Source organism: Ralstonia flatus (assembly GCF_958439105.1).
GTDB lineage: Bacteria > Pseudomonadota > Gammaproteobacteria > Burkholderiales > Burkholderiaceae > Ralstonia > Ralstonia flatus.
The window spans coordinates 157,526-177,587 of sequence record NZ_CAUDLI010000006.1 but is presented as its reverse complement, the minus strand read 5'-3'; the positions used below and the strand labels follow the sequence as shown (position 1 = coordinate 177,587).

Annotated in this window: 24 protein-coding genes and 1 pseudogene; 14 read left to right on the top strand and 11 right to left on the bottom strand. The window is 65.6% G+C overall.

Annotated elements, in window-relative coordinates:
• Positions 1-318 precede the first annotated feature (318 nt).
• Positions 319-1,743, top strand: a complete 1,425-nt coding sequence (locus R2676_RS15555) for a coniferyl aldehyde dehydrogenase (RefSeq protein ID WP_316857327.1) — start codon at positions 319-321, stop codon at positions 1,741-1,743.
• 58 nt (positions 1,744-1,801) lie between these two features.
• A complete protein-coding gene (locus R2676_RS15550) occupies positions 1,802-2,689 on the top strand; it encodes a LysR family transcriptional regulator (RefSeq protein ID WP_062737636.1) in 888 nt (295 codons plus the stop codon).
• 60 nt (positions 2,690-2,749) lie between these two features.
• Here the strand turns inward: R2676_RS15550 and R2676_RS15545 are convergent, their stop codons facing one another.
• Positions 2,750-3,034 (bottom strand): hypothetical protein, encoded by a 285-nt coding sequence (locus R2676_RS15545; protein ID WP_206273443.1) that lies wholly within the window; start codon positions 3,032-3,034, stop codon positions 2,750-2,752.
• 510 nt (positions 3,035-3,544) lie between these two features.
• Between R2676_RS15545 and R2676_RS15540 the strand changes: the two genes are divergently transcribed.
• A complete protein-coding gene (locus R2676_RS15540) occupies positions 3,545-3,910 on the top strand; it encodes a type II toxin-antitoxin system RelE/ParE family toxin (RefSeq protein ID WP_102080462.1) in 366 nt (121 codons plus the stop codon).
• Positions 3,903-4,223, top strand: a complete 321-nt coding sequence (locus R2676_RS15535; RefSeq protein ID WP_102080461.1) for a helix-turn-helix domain-containing protein — start codon at positions 3,903-3,905, stop codon at positions 4,221-4,223. The genes R2676_RS15540 and R2676_RS15535 overlap by 8 nt, the downstream gene beginning before the upstream one ends.
• A 76-nt stretch (positions 4,224-4,299) precedes the next feature.
• Here the strand turns inward: R2676_RS15535 and R2676_RS15530 are convergent, their stop codons facing one another.
• The 3 genes and pseudogenes from R2676_RS15530 to R2676_RS15520 all read right to left on the bottom strand — a co-directional run.
• A complete protein-coding gene (locus R2676_RS15530; RefSeq protein ID WP_009239453.1) occupies positions 4,300-4,521 on the bottom strand; it encodes a hypothetical protein in 222 nt (73 codons plus the stop codon).
• A gap of 109 nt (positions 4,522-4,630) precedes the next feature.
• Positions 4,631-5,071, bottom strand: a complete 441-nt coding sequence (locus tag R2676_RS15525; RefSeq protein WP_206273442.1) for an acyl-CoA thioesterase — start codon at positions 5,069-5,071, stop codon at positions 4,631-4,633.
• A gap of 67 nt (positions 5,072-5,138) precedes the next feature.
• Positions 5,139-5,264, bottom strand: a pseudogene (locus R2676_RS15520) (IclR family transcriptional regulator); the annotation flags it as partial.
• Positions 5,265-5,341: 77 nt separating this feature from the next.
• On the opposite strand from R2676_RS15520, the gene R2676_RS15515 reads away from it, so the two are divergent.
• The 5 genes from R2676_RS15515 (at position 5,342) to R2676_RS15495 (ending at position 9,516) form a co-directional block, all read left to right on the top strand.
• Entirely contained in the window at positions 5,342-5,731 is a 390-nt protein-coding gene (locus R2676_RS15515) for a hypothetical protein (protein WP_206273441.1), read from the top strand.
• 87 nt (positions 5,732-5,818) lie between these two features.
• Positions 5,819-6,601 (top strand): COG4705 family protein, encoded by a 783-nt coding sequence (locus tag R2676_RS15510; RefSeq protein ID WP_206273440.1) that lies wholly within the window; start codon positions 5,819-5,821, stop codon positions 6,599-6,601.
• An 18-nt stretch (positions 6,602-6,619) separates the two neighbouring features.
• The gene (locus tag R2676_RS15505; protein WP_206273439.1) at positions 6,620-7,285 is read left to right on the top strand and encodes a response regulator; all 666 of its coding nucleotides are present in this window, start codon (positions 6,620-6,622) and stop codon (positions 7,283-7,285) included.
• A complete protein-coding gene (locus R2676_RS15500) occupies positions 7,261-8,604 on the top strand; it encodes an ATP-binding protein (protein WP_206273438.1) in 1,344 nt (447 codons plus the stop codon). The genes R2676_RS15505 and R2676_RS15500 overlap by 25 nt, the downstream gene beginning before the upstream one ends.
• 87 nt (positions 8,605-8,691) lie before the next feature.
• Positions 8,692-9,516 (top strand): CPBP family intramembrane glutamic endopeptidase, encoded by an 825-nt coding sequence (locus R2676_RS15495; RefSeq protein WP_206273437.1) that lies wholly within the window; start codon positions 8,692-8,694, stop codon positions 9,514-9,516.
• A gap of 40 nt (positions 9,517-9,556) precedes the next feature.
• Here R2676_RS15495 and R2676_RS15490 read toward each other — a convergent pair whose 3' ends face one another.
• Together R2676_RS15490 and R2676_RS15485 are read right to left on the bottom strand one after the other, a co-directional pair.
• Positions 9,557-10,420, bottom strand: coding sequence for a DMT family transporter (locus tag R2676_RS15490; RefSeq protein WP_206273436.1), 864 nt, complete (start codon positions 10,418-10,420; stop codon positions 9,557-9,559).
• 370 nt (positions 10,421-10,790) lie between these two features.
• Complete coding sequence (locus R2676_RS15485) at positions 10,791-11,063, bottom strand: metal/formaldehyde-sensitive transcriptional repressor (RefSeq protein ID WP_206273435.1); 273 nt, start codon at positions 11,061-11,063, stop codon at positions 10,791-10,793.
• A gap of 96 nt (positions 11,064-11,159) precedes the next feature.
• Here R2676_RS15485 and R2676_RS15480 point away from each other — a divergent pair, with 96 nt between their 5' ends.
• Together R2676_RS15480 and R2676_RS15475 are read left to right on the top strand one after the other, a co-directional pair.
• On the top strand, positions 11,160-12,287 hold the full coding sequence (locus R2676_RS15480) for a nickel/cobalt efflux protein RcnA (RefSeq protein WP_206273434.1): 1,128 nt from the start codon (positions 11,160-11,162) through the stop codon (positions 12,285-12,287).
• Positions 12,288-12,506: 219 nt separating this feature from the next.
• Complete coding sequence (locus tag R2676_RS15475; RefSeq protein ID WP_206273488.1) at positions 12,507-12,815, top strand: hypothetical protein; 309 nt, start codon at positions 12,507-12,509, stop codon at positions 12,813-12,815.
• Between the two features lie 51 nt (positions 12,816-12,866).
• On the opposite strand, the gene R2676_RS15470 is transcribed toward R2676_RS15475, so the two are convergent.
• Positions 12,867-13,763 (bottom strand): LysR family transcriptional regulator, encoded by an 897-nt coding sequence (locus R2676_RS15470; protein WP_062737650.1) that lies wholly within the window; start codon positions 13,761-13,763, stop codon positions 12,867-12,869.
• A 101-nt stretch (positions 13,764-13,864) separates the two neighbouring features.
• Here R2676_RS15470 and tam point away from each other — a divergent pair, with 101 nt between their 5' ends.
• Entirely contained in the window at positions 13,865-14,644 is a 780-nt protein-coding gene (gene tam / locus R2676_RS15465; protein WP_206273433.1) for a trans-aconitate 2-methyltransferase, read from the top strand.
• Between the two features lie 89 nt (positions 14,645-14,733).
• Here the strand turns inward: tam and R2676_RS15460 are convergent, their stop codons facing one another.
• The gene (locus tag R2676_RS15460; RefSeq protein WP_027678748.1) at positions 14,734-15,570 is read right to left on the bottom strand and encodes a bifunctional allantoicase/(S)-ureidoglycine aminohydrolase; all 837 of its coding nucleotides are present in this window, start codon (positions 15,568-15,570) and stop codon (positions 14,734-14,736) included.
• Between the two features lie 138 nt (positions 15,571-15,708).
• Entirely contained in the window at positions 15,709-16,641 is a 933-nt protein-coding gene (argC, locus tag R2676_RS15455; protein WP_206273432.1) for an N-acetyl-gamma-glutamyl-phosphate reductase, read from the bottom strand.
• A 114-nt stretch (positions 16,642-16,755) separates the two neighbouring features.
• Between argC and R2676_RS15450 the strand changes: the two genes are divergently transcribed.
• Together R2676_RS15450 and R2676_RS15445 are read left to right on the top strand one after the other, a co-directional pair.
• Entirely contained in the window at positions 16,756-17,640 is an 885-nt protein-coding gene (locus R2676_RS15450) for a LysR family transcriptional regulator (protein WP_206273431.1), read from the top strand.
• 168 nt (positions 17,641-17,808) lie between these two features.
• The gene (locus R2676_RS15445; RefSeq protein WP_206273430.1) at positions 17,809-19,128 is read left to right on the top strand and encodes an MFS transporter; all 1,320 of its coding nucleotides are present in this window, start codon (positions 17,809-17,811) and stop codon (positions 19,126-19,128) included.
• A 4-nt stretch (positions 19,129-19,132) separates the two neighbouring features.
• Here the strand turns inward: R2676_RS15445 and R2676_RS15440 are convergent, their stop codons facing one another.
• Both R2676_RS15440 and R2676_RS15435 read right to left on the bottom strand, forming a co-directional pair.
• Positions 19,133-19,564, bottom strand: coding sequence for a hypothetical protein (locus R2676_RS15440; protein ID WP_027678752.1), 432 nt, complete (start codon positions 19,562-19,564; stop codon positions 19,133-19,135).
• Positions 19,565-19,612: 48 nt separating this feature from the next.
• On the bottom strand, positions 19,613-20,050 hold the full coding sequence (locus tag R2676_RS15435; RefSeq protein WP_206273429.1) for a carboxymuconolactone decarboxylase family protein: 438 nt from the start codon (positions 20,048-20,050) through the stop codon (positions 19,613-19,615).
• Positions 20,051-20,062: the final 12 nt, after the last annotated feature.

Sequence of the window (20,062 nt, the reverse complement as noted above, 5' to 3'; positions counted from 1 at the left end):
GACGCCGCCGGCTGTTTGCCGGTCACGAACTCACATCCTAGGCGCCATGGGTTGTTTCAAACGGCCGGGCTTACCCGCATTAGAGGCATCGTTCGATGTCACGCAGCAAACCGGCGTGCCGCCGCCCCCAAACCCTTGTCTGGGTAGCGATGGCGGGATGTCGCGATGCAGCAATTCCGCGCTGGCACACGGTTGCGCGGGCCCAGGCAAGCCTGGCATGCGGCACACGGCAGGCGCGTATCAGCCCGTCGCACGCGCGCGTGGCGACCATACTGCTTTGCAATTGCACCGATCCGCCCACCCTGCCAGGAGCCCCCGATGCAGCCTGCCGACCTGCCCGCCCCGCATATGCTGCGCATGCAGCAGACCTTCGAGGCCATGCGCGCCGCCCACCAGGCCGACATGCTGCCCACCTGGCCCGTGCGCCGCGATCGTCTGATGCGCCTCAAGCGCCTTGTCATGGACAACCGCGAGGCCATCGCCCAGGCGGTCAGCGCAGACTTCGGCAACCGCTCGCGGCAGGAAACCGAGTTGCTGGAGATCTTCCCGAGCGTGGACGGCATCAAGCACGCGCTGTCGCACGGCAAGCGCTGGATGCGCGTGCAGCGACGCGGCGTGAGCCTGTGGTTCCGGCCGGCCAGCACGCGGCTGATTCCGCAGCCGCTGGGCGTGGCGGGCATCGTCGTGCCGTGGAACTACCCGATCTATCTGACCATCGGGCCGCTGGTCTCCGCACTGGCCGCGGGCAACCGGGCGATGGTCAAGCTCTCGGAATACACGCCGCGCTTTTCCGCCCTGTTTGCCGACCTGGTCGAGCGCAGTTTTGCCGCCGATGAAGTGCGCGTCATCAATGGCGATGCGGCGGTGGCCGAGGCCTTCTCGCGGCTGCCGTTCGACCACCTGCTGTTCACCGGCTCCACCAACGTCGGCCATCACGTCATGCGCGCGGCCGCCGACAACCTCACGCCCGTGACGCTGGAGTTGGGCGGCAAATCGCCCACGCTGATCGGGCCGGATGCGGACTTTGACCGCGCGGTGGAGCGCACGCTGGTGGGCAAGCTGCTCAACGCCGGCCAGACCTGCGTGGCGCCCGACTACGTGCTGCTGCCCGCGGGCACCGAACAGCGCTTCATTGATTCCGCACGCAAGCTGGTCGGCAAGATGTACCCCGACATGGCGCGTAACCGCGATTACACGACGCTCATCAGCCCGCGCCACTTCCAGCGCATGGCCAGCCTGGCCGACGAGGCCCGCGAGCAGGGCGCGCAGGTGCTGCCGCTCACCAACGTTGCGCCCAACGACGCCACGCGCCTGTTCCCGCCCGCGCTCATCACCGGCGGCACCGACGACATGCGCGTCATGCAGGAAGAAATCTTCGGCCCGCTGCTGCCGTTGGTGCCGTATCGCACGCTGGACGAGGCCATCGACTACATCAACGCGCGCCCACGCCCGCTGGCGCTGTATGTGTTCGAGCGCAGCAACAGCACCATCGACCGCGTAATGAGCAGCACCATCGCCGGCGGCGTCTGCATCAACGAAACCCTGCTGCACGTGGCGCAGGACGACCTGCCTTTTGGCGGCGTGGGCGCCAGCGGCATGGGCGCGTACCACGGCATCCACGGGTTCGAGCGGTTCTCGAAGATGAAGCCGGTGTTCAAGCAGGCCCGGCTGAACGGGCTGGGCCTGTTCCGCGCGCCGTACGGCAAGACGTTCGAGACGATGATGAAGCTGCTCGTACGCTGAGAAGTCATTAGCAGCGATGAGGTTTTAGCCGCCAAGCATTAGCTTCTAGAATGCAGCGATGGCCAAGAACCTCGACATCACCCTCGTCCGCACCTTCATTGCCGTGGCGGAAAACGCCAGCATGACGGTGGCGGCCAACGCGCTGCACCTCACGCAGGGCGCCATCAGCCAGCAGATCAAGCGGCTCGAAGACGCCTTCGAATGCCGCCTGTTCGAGCGCGACGGCCGGCGGCTCGAACTCACCCACGCGGGTGAACGGTTCCTCGGCCGCGCCAAACGCCTGCTCGCCCTCAACGACGAAATCTGGGCCGACATGGCGGCGCGCCCGCTGCAGGGGCCGGTGCGCCTTGGCGTGCCTTACGACCTGGTCGGCACCGTTTTCCCGCCGATTTTCAAGGCGTTTACCGAAGCGTGGCCGTCGGTGGAATTGACCATCGTCTGCGGCACCTCACCCGAGCTGGCGGAGGGCATTGCGCGCGGCGAGCTGGACGTCGCCGTGGTCGAAGCGCCGGTGGATGAAGCCACGGGCGAATGCCTGTGCGTGGAGCGGCTGGTGTGGGTGGGCCCGCGCGGCGGCAACGTGCATGCGAAGCGCCCCCTGCCGCTGTCGATGGTGGATGAAAGCTGCGCCTTCCGCGCCCGCGTGCTCAAGGCGCTGGGCGAGCACGGCATCGAATGGCGCACGGTGTTCGAGAGCGGCAACATTGAAGCGACCACCGCCACGGTCCGCACCGGGCTGGCCGTCACGGCATGGCTGACGCCGACGGTGCCGGCGGACCTCGACATCCTCGGGCCCGAAGCCGGCCTGCCCGAACTGCCGATGTTTGCGATCAGCCTGCTGTTGCCGGCGCAAGGCGCGAGCCAGGCAACACAAGCGCTGGCGCAATGTATTCGAGACGGATTTTCTACGCGGCAGAGCGCGCTGGAGCGCAAGCGCGCGGCTTGATCTGCGATCGGCTGCCTACCTGGCATCCCCGGCCCGCCCCGGGGATACGTCCATCTGTTGTTATGCGGCGGTGATCTGCCGTCGCTCGATGGCGGCCAACACCTCCCACGTGCGCGGGTCCACGTCGCTCCCCCCGAGCGACATCGACAGATACGCGTCGATGGCATCGATAAAGCCCTTCACGAAGGCCTGCGGATACGCGTGTTCCGAGAAGTACGTGAGCTGCTCGCGCAGCATGCCCAGCCGCCGCTGGCCATGGGTCTGCATGTCGGAGCGCGTGCGGCACAGAAACGCGCGCGCCGAGATCGCACCGTTCAGGTAGAGGCGGTTGTTGGTCAAAGACATGCGGCACCTCCCGATTGCGTGGGAAGCCTGCAGCGCCAAGGCGGTGGGGAAGGGTAAGACGCGGGGCGATGCCCGCTGAGTGCGGTAGCCATGTGGCCTCCGGGGATAGGTTGATGGAGGCTCGCCGCTCGCTGCTAAACGAGGGTGGCGGGCCTGACGACGGCGTTAGCAGACCGGCCCTATCCCAGCTACCGGCAGACCCGAAGGTCTCACCGCCCGGCCCGCCATGAAACACATAGGCGTGCACAAGCACCGGACACAAAAATGCCGCGCGAAAGGCGGCTGTCCGTCTGGGAAAAAGGGGTGGGCTGCTAAACCCAGTCACCGTTGGTGCGGTGACGGTGGGGATTATATGGTCACCGTCTTCTCCAAAGAGCGCTGTGCCATGAATTGCAGCCAATTCCGATAGCGATGACTCGCATTGCTCGCTAAGTTTGTGCGCTTCCCCCCATTGACGAACCACCACAATCTATACCACCCAGTGGTATATTTAGCCCTTACGAAAGCAGCATGAAGCCCCTCTCACCGCGCATATTCAAAACCAAGTGGTTCAACAAGGCGGCGAAAGCTGCAGGTATTGCCGACGTGGAACTGTGCCGGGCGGCCAAGCAGTTGACGCTGGGCATGGGCGACGATCTTGGTGGCAACGTATGGAAGAAGCGCTTGGACCAGAACCGCAGACGCGGCATCGTGGTGAACAAGATTGGCCACTGTTGGTTCTTTGTCTTTCTGTTCGCCAAGAGCGACCGAGAGAACATCAATGACCGTGAACTGAAGGACTTCCGAAAAGCTGCCGCAAATTTGGGCAAACTGCGAGACACAGAGATTGACTCGCTGGTCGAACTACAAGCGCTGGTGGAAATTTGCAATGACTAAGACACGATTCAAGAGCGACGCATCTGAGGCCATTCACAGCCTAGCCTCGGACCTGTATCGCGCCAAGCTCATCGACAAGAAAACCATGCGCGAGTACGACGACCTGTGCATAGAGCCTGTGCCGGAATTCGATGCAAAGGCAATCGCGCGCATCCGTAAATCTGTGAACGTCAGCCAAAGCGTGTTCGCTGCATACCTGAACACCACTGCTTCGACAGTGCGGCAGTGGGAGCAAGGTGACAAAAAACCTAGCGGCATGGCTGCACGCCTCCTGCAGCTGGTGCAGAAGCACGGACTCGCCGTGTTTTCCTGATTCGTCAACGCTGTAGAAAAAACAAAAACCCCGCCAACCGGCGGGGCCCCCTAAATCCTTTTGAGCCTGCAAGCAATCAAGCCTGCGGCGCAGCTCCATCTTCCGGAGCGGCCTCGGCGCCTTCGGCCTTGGCTTCGTCCTTCTTCTCGATCATCTCTTCCAGCGCGCCCGCGCCCTTGAAACCGGCGACGGCGGCGACGGCCTTGGTCAGCAGGCCGGCATCCGGATCGACTTTCTCGGCGGCTTCAACGGCGGCGACGGCGCCGGCGATCTTGCCCACTTCATCCAACAGTCCCATGGTCACCTCCGCGTGATTGAACGGGAGAGTCATCTTGCTCCCGCCATGGGGCGCAAGTGCAAGCAAAGTTAAAAATTTTTCGAGGGCGTTCGTTTGCGTACAGCGCGCATCACTCCGCTTCTGCGCCGGCAGGGGCGCCGGTGAGCGCAGCCAGGCGCTGACGGGCGCTGTCGGTAATCGGAGACGACTGGCGCGTCGCCACGTCGATCTGCACGATCACCGATTGCGATGTCGCGGCGCATTGGCCGTTCTGGAAGATGGCCTGCTCGAGCTTGACCGAACTGCGCCCGACGCTCGCCACACGCGTGCCGATCTGCACCGAACCCGGCCAGAGAATTTCGTTGCGGAAGTCGAGCACAAGCTGCGCGATAACGAACTCGCAGCCGGGCGCGGCCAGCGGGTTGTCGGGCGTGAAGAGCATTTCCACGCGGCCTGTCTCCAGGTACGTGGCGAAGACGGCGTTGTTGATGTGGCCCTGGCGGTCGGTGTCGCCGTAGCGGAGCTTGTCGGTGGAGACGAGCGGGTAATCGTTGATCGACGGGAGCGTCATGACAGTGCGTAAGAAGGCGAGGGAGCGTGCATTGTGCCGGGCTTTGGCTGCCCGCGCAGATGCGGCATCACCCCAGCGCCCGCACCGACGTACTGATGGCCCGTGCGCATTGCAGCAGCGCGGGGCCGAGCTTCGCTTCCATCTCTTCCGCCGTCCATCGGCCGGTGGGTGCAACAAGGTGGATGGCGCAGATGAGCACACCGCGACACCCCAGGCCGGCGCGGCATGGTCTAGGATGAAGACTCCTTTTCGTCACATCCTGGGGGACCCATGTCGCATCGCCGCCGTCTTGCGCTCGCTTTTGCGGGCGCCGCGCTGTTTGCTGCCGCCACGCCGTCGTTCGCCTATTTCCGCAACGTGCTGGCCAGCACGATCATCGGCTCGATGAGCCCGACGGAGTTGAAGTCGTTCACCAAGGCCATCGGCGATGTGCTGAAGAGCACCGCCGACAACACGCCCACGCAATGGACCTCGCCCGCCACAGGCAAGCAACCTGCCGTCGACGCGACCATCACGCCGCTGGAATCCAAGACCGACGCCGGCCAGCCGTGCCGCCGTCTGCAGAGCGAACTGACGCGCGGCAGCAGCAAGGAGCAGTGGACGGCGTGGCTGTGCAAGCAGCCCAGCGGCGAATGGAAGTTGCGGCGGCTGGCGCAGTAAGGCATTGGCCACCGGGCGGCTATGGGTCATCTAAGTCTGCCTCGGCAGACTGATGCGGAAACTCCCCCAACTTTCTGGAGGATCCGCATGACCGTCTCCACACCCACGCACACCCCCGCCGCATCGCGCAGCAAGCTGCCTGAAATCACGCTGGCGTTCTGGATCATGAAGATCAGCGCCACCACGCTGGGCGAAACGGCGGGCGATCTGCTGTCGATGACGCTCAAGATCGGCTACGCCGCCAGCTCGGTGCTGCTGATCGGTGTCTTTCTCGTCACGCTGGGCGCACAGCTGCGCAGCAAGACGTATCACCCGCTGTTGTACTGGGCGGTGATCCTCGCCACCAGCACGGCCGGCACCACGCTGTCGGACTTCATGGACCGCACGCTGGGCCTGGGCTATGCCACGGGCGCCGCCATCCTCGCCAGCCTGCTCTGCGCCGTGCTCATCTACTGGAAGGTGACGCAGAAATCGTTGTCGGTCACGCACGTGCGCAGCAGCGGGCAAGAGCTGCTCTACTGGGGCGCCATCCTCGTGTCCAACACGCTGGGCACGGCACTGGGCGATTTCCTGGCCGATTCGTCGGGGCTCGGTTTTGCAGGCGGCGCGCTGCTGATTGCAGGGGCGATCGCGCTGATTGTGGCGGCGTATTATCTGACCGGCATTTCGCGCGTGGCGCTGTTCTGGATAGCCTTTGTGCTGACGCGACCGCTAGGCGCCACGGGCGGAGACCTGCTGACCAAACCCGTCAGCGCCGGCGGGCTGAACCTCGGCACCGCGGGCGCATCTGCCGTGTTGCTGGCGATCCTGCTCGTCACCATCGCCTTGACGAGTTGGCAGACGCGGCGTGGTGCGCTGCAATCGGCCTGACCGTTTATCCGACACTGAATGCGCGTTCTCCTCGTTGAAGACGATCCGATGATCGGCGCGGCCGTGCAAGCCGCGCTGCAGGACGCCGCCTATGCGGTCGACTGGGTGCGCAACGGTCAGACGGCGTTGGACGTGGCGGCGCATCAGCACTACGACCTGCTGCTGCTCGATCTGGGCCTGCCAGGAAAGGACGGCCACGCGGTGCTCGGCAGCCTGCGCGCCCGCGACAACCCGGTCCCCGTGCTGATCCTGACCGCGCGTGATGCAGTGGACGAGCGTGTCCGCGGGCTCGACGGCGGCGCCGACGACTACATCCTCAAGCCGTTCGAGATGGTCGAACTGCTCGCCCGCATGCGCGCCGTCCTGCGCAGAAAGGGCGGGGCAGCCAACCCCGTGCTGACCAACGGTGTGCTCACGCTGGACCCGGCCGCGCACGAAGCGCGCATGGGCGATGGCGAACCGGTGCGCCTGTCCGCGCGCGAATTTGCATTGCTGCAAGCGCTCATGCTGCGCCCCGGCGCCATCCTTTCTCGAACGGAGCTGGAAGAGCGCATCTACGGCTGGGGCCACGAGGTGGCGAGCAACGCCGTCGAATTTCTCATCCACGCCTTGCGCAAGAAGCTCGGCGCGCAGGCCATCAAGAACGTCAGGGGAGTCGGATGGATGGTGCCCAAGGGGCAGTGACGGCAGCCGCGCCCTCGGCTGCATCCGTGCAGCGACGGCTGTCAGTGTGGCTGTCGATGATCATCGTGGCGGTGGCCGTGCTGGCCGGCGGCTTTGCGTTTGCCTCGGCTTTCCGCGAAGCGTATGCGTTGCAGGATGACGTCTTGCGCCAGGTCGGGGCGATGTTCGACCCCGAGCATCTGCCCGCGCCGGGCAACCCGGCCGACGCGCCCAAGGTCTCGGACAAGGAAGCGCGCGTGATCGTCAAGGTGTTGCCGCCGGCTGGCGGTGCTGCCGCCGCCGACATGCCCGTGCTCGCCGATGGCATGCAGACCGCGCGCCTCGGCAAGCGAGACTACCGCGTGTGGGTCCGCACGCTCACTAACGGCCAGCGCATCGCCGTGGCGCAGGAAACCGCCGTGCGCGACGAAACCGCCCGCGACAGCGCGCTGCGCACGTTGATGCCGTTTTTGATTCTCGTGCCGATCCTGCTGCTGGCTGTGGCCCACGTGTTGCGCAAGATGTTCGCGCCCATCAAGCGGCTCGCGCATGAGGTGGACCAACGGGACGAGCGGCAACTGCACGCCATCGCGCCCGAAGCCGTGCCCGACGAGGTGCGCCCGTTCGTGGTGGCCATCAATCGCCTGCTTGCACGCGTGCAGCAGTCGATGGACGCCCAGCACCGCTTTGTCGCCGATGCCGCGCACGAACTGCGCACGCCCCTGTCCGCACTGTCGCTGCAGGCCGAGCGGCTCGGGCAGGCCGCGATGTCTCCCGACGCGCAGGCGCGGCTCGGCACGCTGCGCCAGGGCATCGAGCGCAGCCGCGGGCTGCTCGAACAACTCCTCACCCTCGCCCGCGCGCAAGAGGCCAGCGGCGTGCCAACGGGCACAGTCTCCGTCCAGGGCGTGTTCCGCAGCGTGCTCGAAGACCTCATGCCGCTTGCCGACGCCAAGCAGCTCGACGTGGGCGTCACCACCGAAGCCGATGCGCGCGTGCATGCCAACGAACTCGATCTCTTCGTCGTGGTGCGCAACCTGGTGGACAACGCCATCCGCTACACGCCCGAAGGCGGTCGCATCGACCTGTCGATTGCCAATGACGCGCACGTTGTGTCGATTGCCGTGCAGGACACCGGCCCCGGCATCCCCAGCGAAGAGCGCACGCGCGTGTTCGACCCGTTCTATCGCGTGCTCGGCAATGAGGCGACCGGCTCGGGGCTCGGGTTGTCGATCGTGAGCACCGTGGTGCGGCGACTGGGCGGTGAGGTTGATCTGGGCGAGGCGGGTGGCGGTGCCGGCGGGTTGCGGGTGACGGTGCGTTTGCCGTTGGCTGAATAACACACCCCACTTCAACAGCGCTCCCGCTGCAAGCGCATCGTGCGATGATCGGCGCCGTTCCCGCCAATCGTTTGCCTCGTCAACCTGATGCCGCCCGCACCGCACCGCTACCACTTTCCGAATCTGCTGGAAGCGTTTCTCATCCTGATCGTGCTCTTCTTCACGGAGTACCTGATGAATGCGCTGATCTGGAAGCTCGGCCGCGAAGCCGGACTGCAGCCGATGGGCATCTTCAGCGTGGGGCGAGTGCTGGCACACGGCGTTGTCTTCACGGTTTTGCTGCACCACTCAAAACGCACGTACCGAGATCTGCTGCACGAGAACGGAAGTTCCTGGCGCGCGACGCTTGGGCTGTTTGCGCCGCCGATCCTGCTGCTCACGCCCGGCTTGCTGGTGCTCGGCAGCTTGTTGCAACTCCTGCTGCTGCAGCTCTATCCGATGAACCCGTCCGCACTGGAAGCATGGCAAAAGATGCTGACAGGCGGCCTCGGAGCGATCGTGCTCGTTTGCATGATCGCGCCCATCGTTGAGGAGATGCTGTTCCGTGGGGTCATCCTGCGCAGCTTTCTGCAGCAGTATCCGCCCGGCGTGGCCATCGTGCATTCGGCAGCCGTGTTCGGTCTCGCCCATATGAACGTGTATCAGTTCATGCTGGCTTTCCTGCTCGGACTGCTGCTTGGCAAGCTGTATGAACGCACACGCTCATTGTTGCCAGGCATATTGGTGCACGGCTTCTACAACACGGGTGTCACAATCCTCGCTTTCAACGCGTCGGCAGACACGTCGCAGTTTCTGGTGAACTACTCTGCGACGTGGTACGTGTTTGCGGCGATCGCGGGTTGCATCGGTGCATGGCTTCTTTACAAGCTGGTCGCGCCTCGCACTTCGCCCGGCACAGAATCCCAGGCTTGAGCGAGCCACTCAAAGCGAGTGGCTCGCCCACCGGCTGCACTCAGCGGGCCGCCCGAAACGCCACCGCCAACCCCAGCAGAATCATCGCCATCCCCGCCATCGCGAGGAGCGCCAGGCGATGGCCGAGCACAAGGTCATCCAGCAGCGCCGTCACCACCGGCACGAGGTAGAACAGGCTCGTCACGTTGACGAGATTGCCGCGCTGCATGAGCCGGTAGAACAGCAGCTGCGCTCCCACTGACATCACCACGCCCATCCACAGCAAGGCGGCGATACCAGGCAAGCTGGGCGTGAAGGCCAGCGATTGCGCAGGCGGCGCGAAAGCAAACGCCGCACACATCACGAGGCTCACCGCGTTCTGCAGCGGCAGCGTATCGATGGGCGACTGGTTCAGCCGCTTCTGCCCGATGGCGCCGACCGTCATGCAGAACAGCGCGGCCAGCGCATAGCCGAGACCGGCCATCGGCACCTGGTGCGCATCGGCGCCGCCCACCACCAGCGAAAGGCCGCCCAGCGCGAGGAGGAGGCCGGCCATCCGCGGTGCGGACCGGGTACGTTCAGTCACGAGCAGCGTCAGCAGCGGCTGCACGCCGAGCACCGTGGCCAACAGCCCGGGCGTGAGGCCGCGGTCCAGCGCGAGCAGATAGCAGATCGAATAGCCGCCGGTCAGCAAGGCACCGGTGGCGGCCACCTTCAGCCGCGAACCCGGCGCCGGCCACCACCGCCCGCGCCGCAGGCCGAGGCCCGCCAGCACCAAAGACGCGAGCGCAAAGCGCCCGACCAGAAACGCGAACGCCGGGACATGCTGCACCCCGATCTCCGCAAAGATTGCACCGCTGCTCCACAGCAGCACGAATAGAACCGTCGCGCCGGACCCTGCCAGCGCGGCTTGCATGGAACGCATTCCACTCACCTGTCGAAAAGAGATGTCGGGTTCCGGCGCGCAGGCAAGCGCCTGCCTCGGGCGTGTGCCCGAGCCTGGTTCAGGTCAACCGGAAACGAAGCGGCTGGAAATCAGCCGAGAGCGGGCGGCGGCGGCGGCTGTGCAGCGACCGCGTCGTAGCCCCAGGAGACGACAGGAGGCGGGAAGGGCCCGGGCTGCACGCACACGTCATCCACGCGGGCGCGACGGCCGGCGGCGAGGAGGGTGGCGTGAAGTCGGGACATGAAGACGAAGATTCAGAGAATCAAAGAGGCGATGAATCGGAATTGGCCGATGGCGTCTGAGCAGACTATCGGGATCGCGCGCTGGGCGCAAGGGCGGCGCGTTACGGTTACCTCAGGTACGACTTGATCACCTGCATCACCGCATCGAGGTCTTCCTGGCGTTGCGCCTCGGCAGGTTCCTTCACGACGTGATCGGTCAGGTGGCCCTCGATGACCGCTGCCATCAATCCGTTGACCGCGCCGCGAATCGCCGCGATCTGCTGCAGGACGGCCGTGCAATCGCCCTCGTCGGCGAGTTGTTTTTCCAGCGCAGCGGCCTGCCCCTGGATGCGCCGTACGCGCGCCAGCAGCTTGGCTTTGTCGCGGATGGTATGAGCCATGGGTCGGGTATCGAGGTGAGGTGAACGACGCGCGAGGGTAGCATCACTATACTCGGGGGGAGTATATTTCGCCTACCCGATTTCACTTCCTTCCCCATGACCGCGTTCACCACCCTGCTGCAGCAAGGCAACGCCTGGCTGTTCGTTCCCAGTGCGATCCTGCTCGGTGCGCTGCATGGCCTGGAGCCCGGGCATTCCAAGACGATGATGGCGGCGTTCATCGTTGCGATCCGCGGCACGCTCACGCAGGCGGTGTTGCTGGGGCTGTCGGCCACGGTGTCGCATACGGCGGTGGTGTGGGCGGTGGCCATGGCGGGCCTGTACTTCGGCCGCAACTGGAACGCAGAAACCACCGAGCCGTATTTTCAGATGGTGTCGGCCGTGCTGATCGTGGCCGTGGCAGCGTGGATGATGTGGCGCACCTGGCGCAGCACGCACGCGGCGCACGGCCACGATTATCACCACCACGATCACGGCCATGACGACATCCAGCGCATCGACACCGGCCATGGCGTCGTGCAGCTGGCCATCTTCGAAGATGGCGTGCCGCCGCGCTTCCGGCTGACACGCGAGGGCACGCGCGGCACCGCATGGTCAGCCGAGCAGGTGCAGGTCGTCACCGAGCGGCCCGACGGCAGCCGGCAAACCTTCCGCTTCGTCCAGCGCGACGGCTTTCTCGAATCGGAGCACGCGATTCCCGAGCCGCATGCTTTCGTAGCGCGCCTGTCGCTCGGGCACGAACACCATCGGCATGACTACGACGTCACGTTCTCCGAGCATGATCACGACCATGACCATGATCACAGCCATGGCGGCCTCGATGTTTCATCTGCCGAATACCAGGACGCCCACGAACGCGCGCACGCCAACGACATCCGCCGCCGCTTCACCAACCGTGAAGTCACCACGGGCCAGATCATCGTGTTCGGGCTCACGGGCGGGCTGATTCCGTGCCCGGCGTCGATCACCGTGCTGCTGTTGTGCCTGCAGCTCAAGAAGATCACGTTGGGCGCGGCGCTCGTGCTGTGCTTCAGCATCGGGCTGGCGCTCACGCTGGTGGCCTCGGGCGCGCTGGCGGCGCTGAGCGTGAAGCACGTCTCCCGGCGCTGGGGCGGCTTTGGTGAATTTGCACGCAAGGCGCCGTACCTCTCAGGCGTGCTGATCGCGCTCGTGGGGTTGTACGTGGGCTGGCAGGGCGTGCATGGGGTGATGCAACTGCCGTAGCAACGGCTGCGTGTTTGGTGCGACAAGGCTGCATCCATTGCCGCAGGGCCTGCGTATCTGCAGGTACAGGCTGAGGCTGGTGCGGCATGTTTTTCGTCGATGCAGTGTCAGGTTTGCATGCGCACCGCGACCAACCTGTGGGATCCGGGCGGCCACGCGCCGCTAGCGATCCAATGGATGCCGCCTCCGGCGGCACGTTCACCGCACGAGGAGTTCATCATGCACACCCGCCGCCTTACCCTGGCCTTGCTTGCCACGCTTTCCGCTTCCGCCGCGCTGTTCATCGCCCAACCGGCCTCGGCCGTGCAGGCCAAGTACGATCCGTACACGCAAGGCGCCGTCGACAAGACGGACCCGTTCACGCAGGGCGCTGATCGCCAGGCCGACACCTATGGCTATCTGTCGTGGAAGTACGATCGTTTCGACCCATATGCGCAAGGCGCCGATCGGCAAACCAGCGCACACGACGTGCTCGCATGGCGCGGCGATACGAGCTACCCGGGCAGCACGGACGGCGCACGCGCGTGACGGGCCGGGTTGGCACGGGAGGGACCGTGTAAGCGGGCCCTCCACGCAGCATCACGTCGTCGATGTTGCCCCGTCGACGATCCGGTCATACAGGGCACGCGCTGCAGGCGACAACTGCGCTGCCTTGCGCGTGACGAGCACCAGCGTGCGCGACACCTCGGGCTCGACCAGCTCCACCGTACGAATCATCGGATACGCGTTCTTCTGCATCGCCAGCCGCGGCACCACCGCCGCGCCCAGGCCTTCGGCCACCAGGCCGAGCGCCGTTGAACTGCGCTGCACTTCATAGAACGAATGCAGCGTCACGCCGCTCGCCTTGAGTGCGCCGTCGAGCAGGCTGCGGTTGCCGCTGACCTCGCCGGCAAAGATGAGCGGGTGGGGCTGCAGGGCCTGCCACCGGATGCGGCGCCGCTTGGCGAGCGGATGATCGTCTCGGCAGACGAGGACGTACGGATCGCTCGTCAGCGGCACGCTCACGAGTTCCGGATGCTGGTCGCCCGCAATGCTGATGCCGAACTCGGCTTCACGACGCAGCACCGCCTGCAGCACGGACGCCGAGGCGTGGTCGAGAATCTTCACGCGATCGTGCGGCCGGTGCTCGGAGAACGCGCGCAGGATGCGCGGGAGGTAGTGCACGCCCACCGTCGGGACGCAGGCGATTGTGATGTCGCCGCGCTGGCTCAGGCCGGTCTCGCGAATCTCCGTGAGCGCATCGGACAACTCATTGAGCAGCCGGCGCGCCTGCGGCAGAAAGCGCTGACCGATTTCCGTCAGCTCGGTCCGGCGCGTGGTGCGCTCCACCAGCGCCACGCCAAGAAACGCCTCCAGCTTGCGCAGGCGCTGCGTGATGGCGGTCTGCGTCACGTGGAGCGTATCGGCGGCTTGCGTAAAGCTGCCGCTCTCCGCAATCGCCACGAATGCCTGCACGCCGAGCGTATCGATTTTCATCAGATAAATGAATGAATTCCAGCAATGAATTCATTTTACTGATCTTCCGCCGCGCCACAGAATGCCCGTGTTCGATCGCAACCCCGGCAAGGAGAACCACCATGACCACGCAGCACGATTGGAGCGCAGATCAGTACGTCCGGTTTGAAGAAGAACGCACGCGGCCTGCCCGGGACTTGCTGGCCGCGGTGCCGCAAACGGCCATCCGCAGCGCCGTCGACATCGGCTGCGGGCCAGGCAATTCCACCGAGGCACTGATGGCGCGCGCGCCCGGCGCGGCCGTCCGCGGGTTCGATACTTCGGCCGACATGATCGAGGCCGCGCGCAAGCGCCTGCCGCACGTGGATTTCGAGATCGCCGACGTTGCCACGTGGAACCCGCCCGAACCGTTCGATCTGATCCTGGCCAACGCCGTGCTGCAATGGTTGCCCGATCACGGCACGCTGTTCCCGAAATTGATCGGCAAACTGATGCAGGGCGGCCACCTTGCGGTGCAGATGCCCGACAACCTGGACGAGCCGACGCACCGCCTGATGCGCGAGGTGGCTGCCGACGGTCCGTGGGCCGGCAAGCTCAAGGGCGTCGAACGCACGGAGCGGTTTGACCCACGCCGCTACTACGCCATGCTGTCACCGCTGTGCAGTCGGGTGGACGTATGGCGCACCACGTATTTCCACCCTCTGCGGGGTGGCGCGGATGCGGTGGTGGAATGGCTGAAGGGAACCGGCCTGCGACCCTTCCTCGCGGCGTTGAACGAGGACGAGCGCCCCGCATTTCTCACCCGCTATCGCGACGCGATTGCCCAGGCCTATCCGGCACTCGACGATGGCACGGTGCTGCTGCCGTTTCCGCGTCTCTTCATCGTGGCGACGCGCAAGTAGGCGCAATCGCAGAAGCAGACGCGCCGCCATGAAAAAAAAAAGCCCGACGGCAAATACCGGCGGGCTTTTTTATCCGACCTCTGCGTCGCTTAACGCGACGGGTTCAGGGTCAGGTTCATGTGACGGTTCACATCCTTGTACAGCAGGTAACGGAAGCGGCCAGGGCCACCCGAATAGCAGGCCTGCGGACAGAACGCGCGCAGCCACATGAAGTCGCCGGCTTCCACTTCGACCCAGTCCTGATTGAGGCGATAGACGGCCTTGCCTTCGAGCACGTACAGGCCATGTTCCATCACGTGGGTTTCGGCAAACGGAATCACGCCGCCCGGCTCGAACGTGACGATGTTGACGTGCATGTCGTGGCGCATGTCGCTCATGTCGACAAAGCGCGTCGTCACCCAGGCACCATTGGTGCCCGGCATCGGGATCGGCTCGACATCCTGCTCGTTCGTCACGAAGGCTTCCGGCAGGGGAATGCCATCGACAACCTGGTAGTGCTTGCGGATCCAGTGGAAGCGCACCGCGGCATCGCTCACGTTGTGCAGCGTCCAGTCGGCGCCCGGCGGGATGAACGCGTAGCCGCCCGGCGTGAGCGTGTGCTTCTTGCCCTGCAGCGTCAGCTCGGCTTCGCCTTCAACGACGAACAGCACGGCTTCGGCGTTCTTGTCCTGCTCGGGCTTGTCGCTGCCGCCGCCCGGATTCACTTCAACGATGTACTGCGAGAAGGTCTCGGCAAAACCCGACAGCGGGCGGGCGATCACCCACAGGCGCGTCTGGGTCCAGAACGGCAGCCAGCTCGTGACGATGTCGCGCATCACCCCCTTGGGGATCACCGCGTACGCCTCGGTGAACATCGCGCGATCGGTCAGCAGATCCGTCTGCGGCGGATGGCCGCCATGCGGCGCGTAATACGTGGTCTTAGACATGTTGCATTCAGGCAATGGGTTGGTCCGGCCCCGAGCGCAAACAGCAACAGGCGGTTCGTACGCGGGCGGCGTTGACGATAGCGAAGTCGCCCGCAATCGACCAATTAAATGTTCCGATAACTTCCATTCGATTTGCCACTACCGCGCCAGCATCAGATCAAGGTTCTGGACCGCTGCGCCGGATGCGCCCTTGCCGAGGTTGTCGAACACCGCCGTGAGCAGGACCTGGCCGTGGTCGTTGGCGAACACGCCCAGCCGCATGTCGTTGGTGCCGTTGAGCGCCTGCGGGTCGAGATGCGGCACGGCGGGCGGCACCTGCAGCGGCATCACCTCCACATGCTGCGCACCGGCGTAGTGTTCAGCCAGACATGCGTGCAGCGCCGTCGCATCAACGTCGGCGTTGAGCAGACGCAGCTCCAGCGGCACCGTCAGCACAATGCCCTGGCGATACGCGCCGTAGGCCGGGACGAACATCGGCCGCTGCGTGAGCCCGGCGTGCAGTTGGATCTCCGGCGTGTGCTTGTGCGCCAGACCCAGCCCGTACACCTGGAACGGCAGGGCGTTTGCTGCCTCCGGCCCCTCGTACGTTTCCACCGCGGCGCGGCCGCCGCCCGAATAGCCGGACACGGCATGAATGCTGATCGGGTAATCCGCCGGCACAAGGCCCGCCTGCACGAGCGGGCGCAGCAGCCCGATCGCGCCGGTCGGGTAGCAGCCCGGGTTGGTCACGCGCGACGCGCCCGCAACACGTTGAGCTTGCTCGTCGCTCATCTCCGGAAAGCCGTAGACCCAGCCCGGCGTGGTGCGATGCGCGGAGCTGGCGTCGATCACGCGCACGTGCGGGTTGACGATGGCCTCGACCGCCTCGCGCGCGGCCGCATCGGGCAGGCACAGGATGGCGATATCGCAGGCGTTGATGGCTTCGGCACGGCGTTGCGCGTCTTTGCGGGCGTCGGCGGGAAGCGTCAGCAGTTTCAGGTCTTGCCGCTCGACGCGGCCGCGCAGACGCTCGTGGATTTGCAGGCCGGTGGTGCCTTGGTCGCCGTCGATGAAGACGAGGGGCGTGGACATGGCGGGCGCTCCCAGGGAAAGAAGATGGTGATGAATGCGAGCCTCCATCTTCGAGCGCGACCTAGAATATGAAAAGTTGAATTTCACAACCGTCACATTCAGGTTTTCTGAATCATGCGAGAGATCAGCCTGGACCGCCTGCGCACGCTCGTCGAAGTGGCCCAGCGCGGTTCGTTTGCCGACGCGGCGCGGGCGCTGCATCTGGCGGCGCCCACCGTCAGCCTGCACATTGCCGAACTGGAAGATCGCGTGGGCGCGCAGTTGCTCTCCCGCAAGCGCGGGCAGGTGCAGCCCACCGCCATCGGCGAGGCGATGGTGGAGCGCGCTCGCAAGCTGCTGGCCGATGCCGAGCAGGCGCTGGACGACATCCAACGCCAGGTGCAGGGACTGAGCGGGCGCGTACGGCTGGGCGCCTCCACCGGCGCCATCGCGCACCTGCTGCCGCAGGCGCTGGAGGTGCTGCGGCAAGACCACCCCGGCATCGACGTGCAGGTGGCGGTGCTCACATCGCAGGAAACGCTGGCGAGGCTCGCCGATGGCGCGCTCGACATTGGCCTCGTGGCACTGCCGCAATCGCGGGTGGCGGGGCTCGCCATCAAGCCATGGCGGCGCGATCCGGTGATGGCGTTCCTGCCGGCGCACTGGACGAGCCCCGCGCGCATCACGCCGGCTTGGCTGAGCGCGCAGCCGTTGATCCTCAACGACGCCACCACGCGTCTGTCGCGCCAGACGACCGAGTGGTTCGCCACGGACGGTTATCACCCCGTGCCGCGCATCCAGCTCAACTACAACGACGCCATCAAAAGCCTGGTCGCCGCCGGTTATGGCGCCACGCTGCTCCCGCACGAGGCGTCCGCCGCACCGTCGGATGTGCGCATCACCATGCGGCCGCTGCGGCCTGCGTTGTGGCGCGAACTTGGCATCGCGCACCGGGCCGGCCACGTCGAGCGATCGACCCAGCATGTGCTCGACGTGCTTTGGATGCTGCGCGCGAAATAGCGCATTGCGCGCCTTGGCACCGTGACGAGGCGGAGAATCCGCTGAATAAGGTTTGACTTCTTGTGTCGTGACAACTATCGTAAGATATGTTTTTCGACACAACCCGGCGCGCCCGGCCGCCCATTCCGAGCTGCGCGCGCCGCCTCCTCCCTTTCTTTCTTCGCCCTCATGCCTCTACTTGATCCCTCGCGCGAGCGCCGGTTGCTCTGGCTGCTCGCGCTCACGCAGTTCACCGTCATCATGGATTTCATGGTGATGATGCCGCTTGGTCCGCAGATCATGCATACGTTTGGCATCGGCCCGGCGGCGTTCGCCACGGCCGTTTCGGTGTATTCGTTGTGCTCGGGTGCGTCGGGCCTGCTGGCCGCCACCTATGTCGACCGCTTTGACCGGCGCCGGCTGCTGCTCGCCGTCTACGGCCTCTTCACGCTCGCCAACCTGGCCTGCGCGCTGTCGGGCAGCTACAGCATGCTGCTGTTTGCCCGCGCGTTTGCGGGCGTCACGGGCGGCGTGCTCGGGTCGATCATCATGGCCGTGCTGTCCGACGTGATTCCGCCCGCGCGGCGCGGCGCGGCCACGGGCGTGGTGATGTCGTCGTTTGCGCTGGCGGCCATGGCGGGCGTGCCCGTGGGCATTGCCATTGGCGCGCACTTCGGCTGGTCGGCGCCGTTCTTCCTGCTGACGGCGCTCACGGTGCTGATCTGGCTGGGCGCGCGGCAAACGATTCCGCCGCTGGCCGAACATCTGGCCGGCAATCGCAGCCAGACGCTGGGCGAGGTGCTCTCCGGCCTGTGGCGGTTGCTCACCAACCCGCGCCATCTGCGTGCCTTCGTGCTGACCTTCGTGATGATGGGCTCGCACATGCTGGTGATTCCGTTCATCTCGCCGGTGCTGGTGGCCAACCACGGCGTGGCGCCTGAAAACCTGTCGTGGCTGTATGTGGCGGGCGGCGCGGCGTCGTTCTTCAGCTCGCGCGCCGTCGGCAAGCTGGCCGACCGCTACGGCCGCCGCCGCGTGTTCGTGGGCGCGGCACTGCTGGCGTTCATCCCGGTGCTGCTCATGACGCATCTGCCTGACTGGCCGTTCATCGGCATGCTGCTGTTCTTCCCGTTCTTCATGGTCATCCTCTCCAGCCGCATGGTCCCGATGCAGGCGCTGATGACGACGGTGCCCGCCCCGCAGGTGCGCGGCGCGTTCCTGTCGGCCAACAGCGCGGTGATGTCGGTGGGGACCGGCGTGGGTGCGTGGCTGGGCGGTCTGCTGCTGTCCGGCGGTGCCGGCGGGCGCATCGAGGGCTATGGCCTCAACGGCTGGCTGGCCGTGGCGGCCGGGCTCTTCTGCGTGTTCTGGGTGAGCCAGGTGAAGGGCTCGGATGCGCAAGGCGATCCGTCGCTGGCGGCATCGCCTGCAGCACCGGCATCTGGTGCACCTGCCGGCGCGTCGGGTCCGCAAACGGTGCCGCAAGCACCGCAGGCGGAAAAGGCCTGAGCGGTTATTCGGCTTCCAGCACCGTCTTCAGCTTCACCAGGTCGCGCTGCACCCATTCGGCATCGGCGTTGAATTGCGCGTCGTCCATGTTCGGCTGCTGAAACAGCGTGAGCGAGACGGTAGTGCCGGCGCCGTTGCGCACCACGCGCAGCGGCACGTAGACGATCGATCCATCGGGCAGACGCACCCAGTGATCGGCGATGCCAAATTCATTGGGCGGGCTGAAGCGGATGAACACGGTGCCTTCGTCGCTGTTGGGCGCCGCCTTGGCGATCCACTCGTCGGGTGCGGCGCCCGAACCCTGCGTACCGGGCGCGAGCCCTTCCGACAGGCCGGTCGCCCAGATCGGAAAGTTCAGCGGCTCGGCCAGGAACATGGCCACGTCATCGAAGTGACGCTCGACGTTGATGCTCAGGGTGCGGACGTTGTGCAGCATGAGGCCTCCGTGTGCGGCGTTCGCCGTGCGAGGCAGTATATGCGGCGCTCAGGCGGGCAGCTTGCGAAAGCTGATGGCCAGGCGGTTCCACGTGTTGATGGTGCTCACCAGCAGCGTCAGGTCGACCAGCTCGGCATCGGAGAACTGCGCGCGCACGGCCCGCCAGACGTCGTCGGGCACGCGCGTTTCTGCGACGAGGGTGACGGCTTCCGTCCAGGCCAGCGCGGCGCGTTCGCGGTCGGTGAAGAAGGGCGTTTCATGCCAGACCGACACGGTGGCCAAGCGGCGGTCGTCTTCGCCGCCCTTGCGGGCATCGGCGGTGTGCAGATCGACGCAATAGGCGCAGCCGTTGATTTGCGAGGCGCGCAGACGCACGAGTTCAGTCAGCGGTTTTTCCAGCGTGCTTTTGCCCAGCGCTTTTTCGAGGCCCATGACCGCCTGGATGGCGGCGGGATTGCTTTGATAGAAGTCGAGGCGGGGTTCCATGAGAGGCTCCTG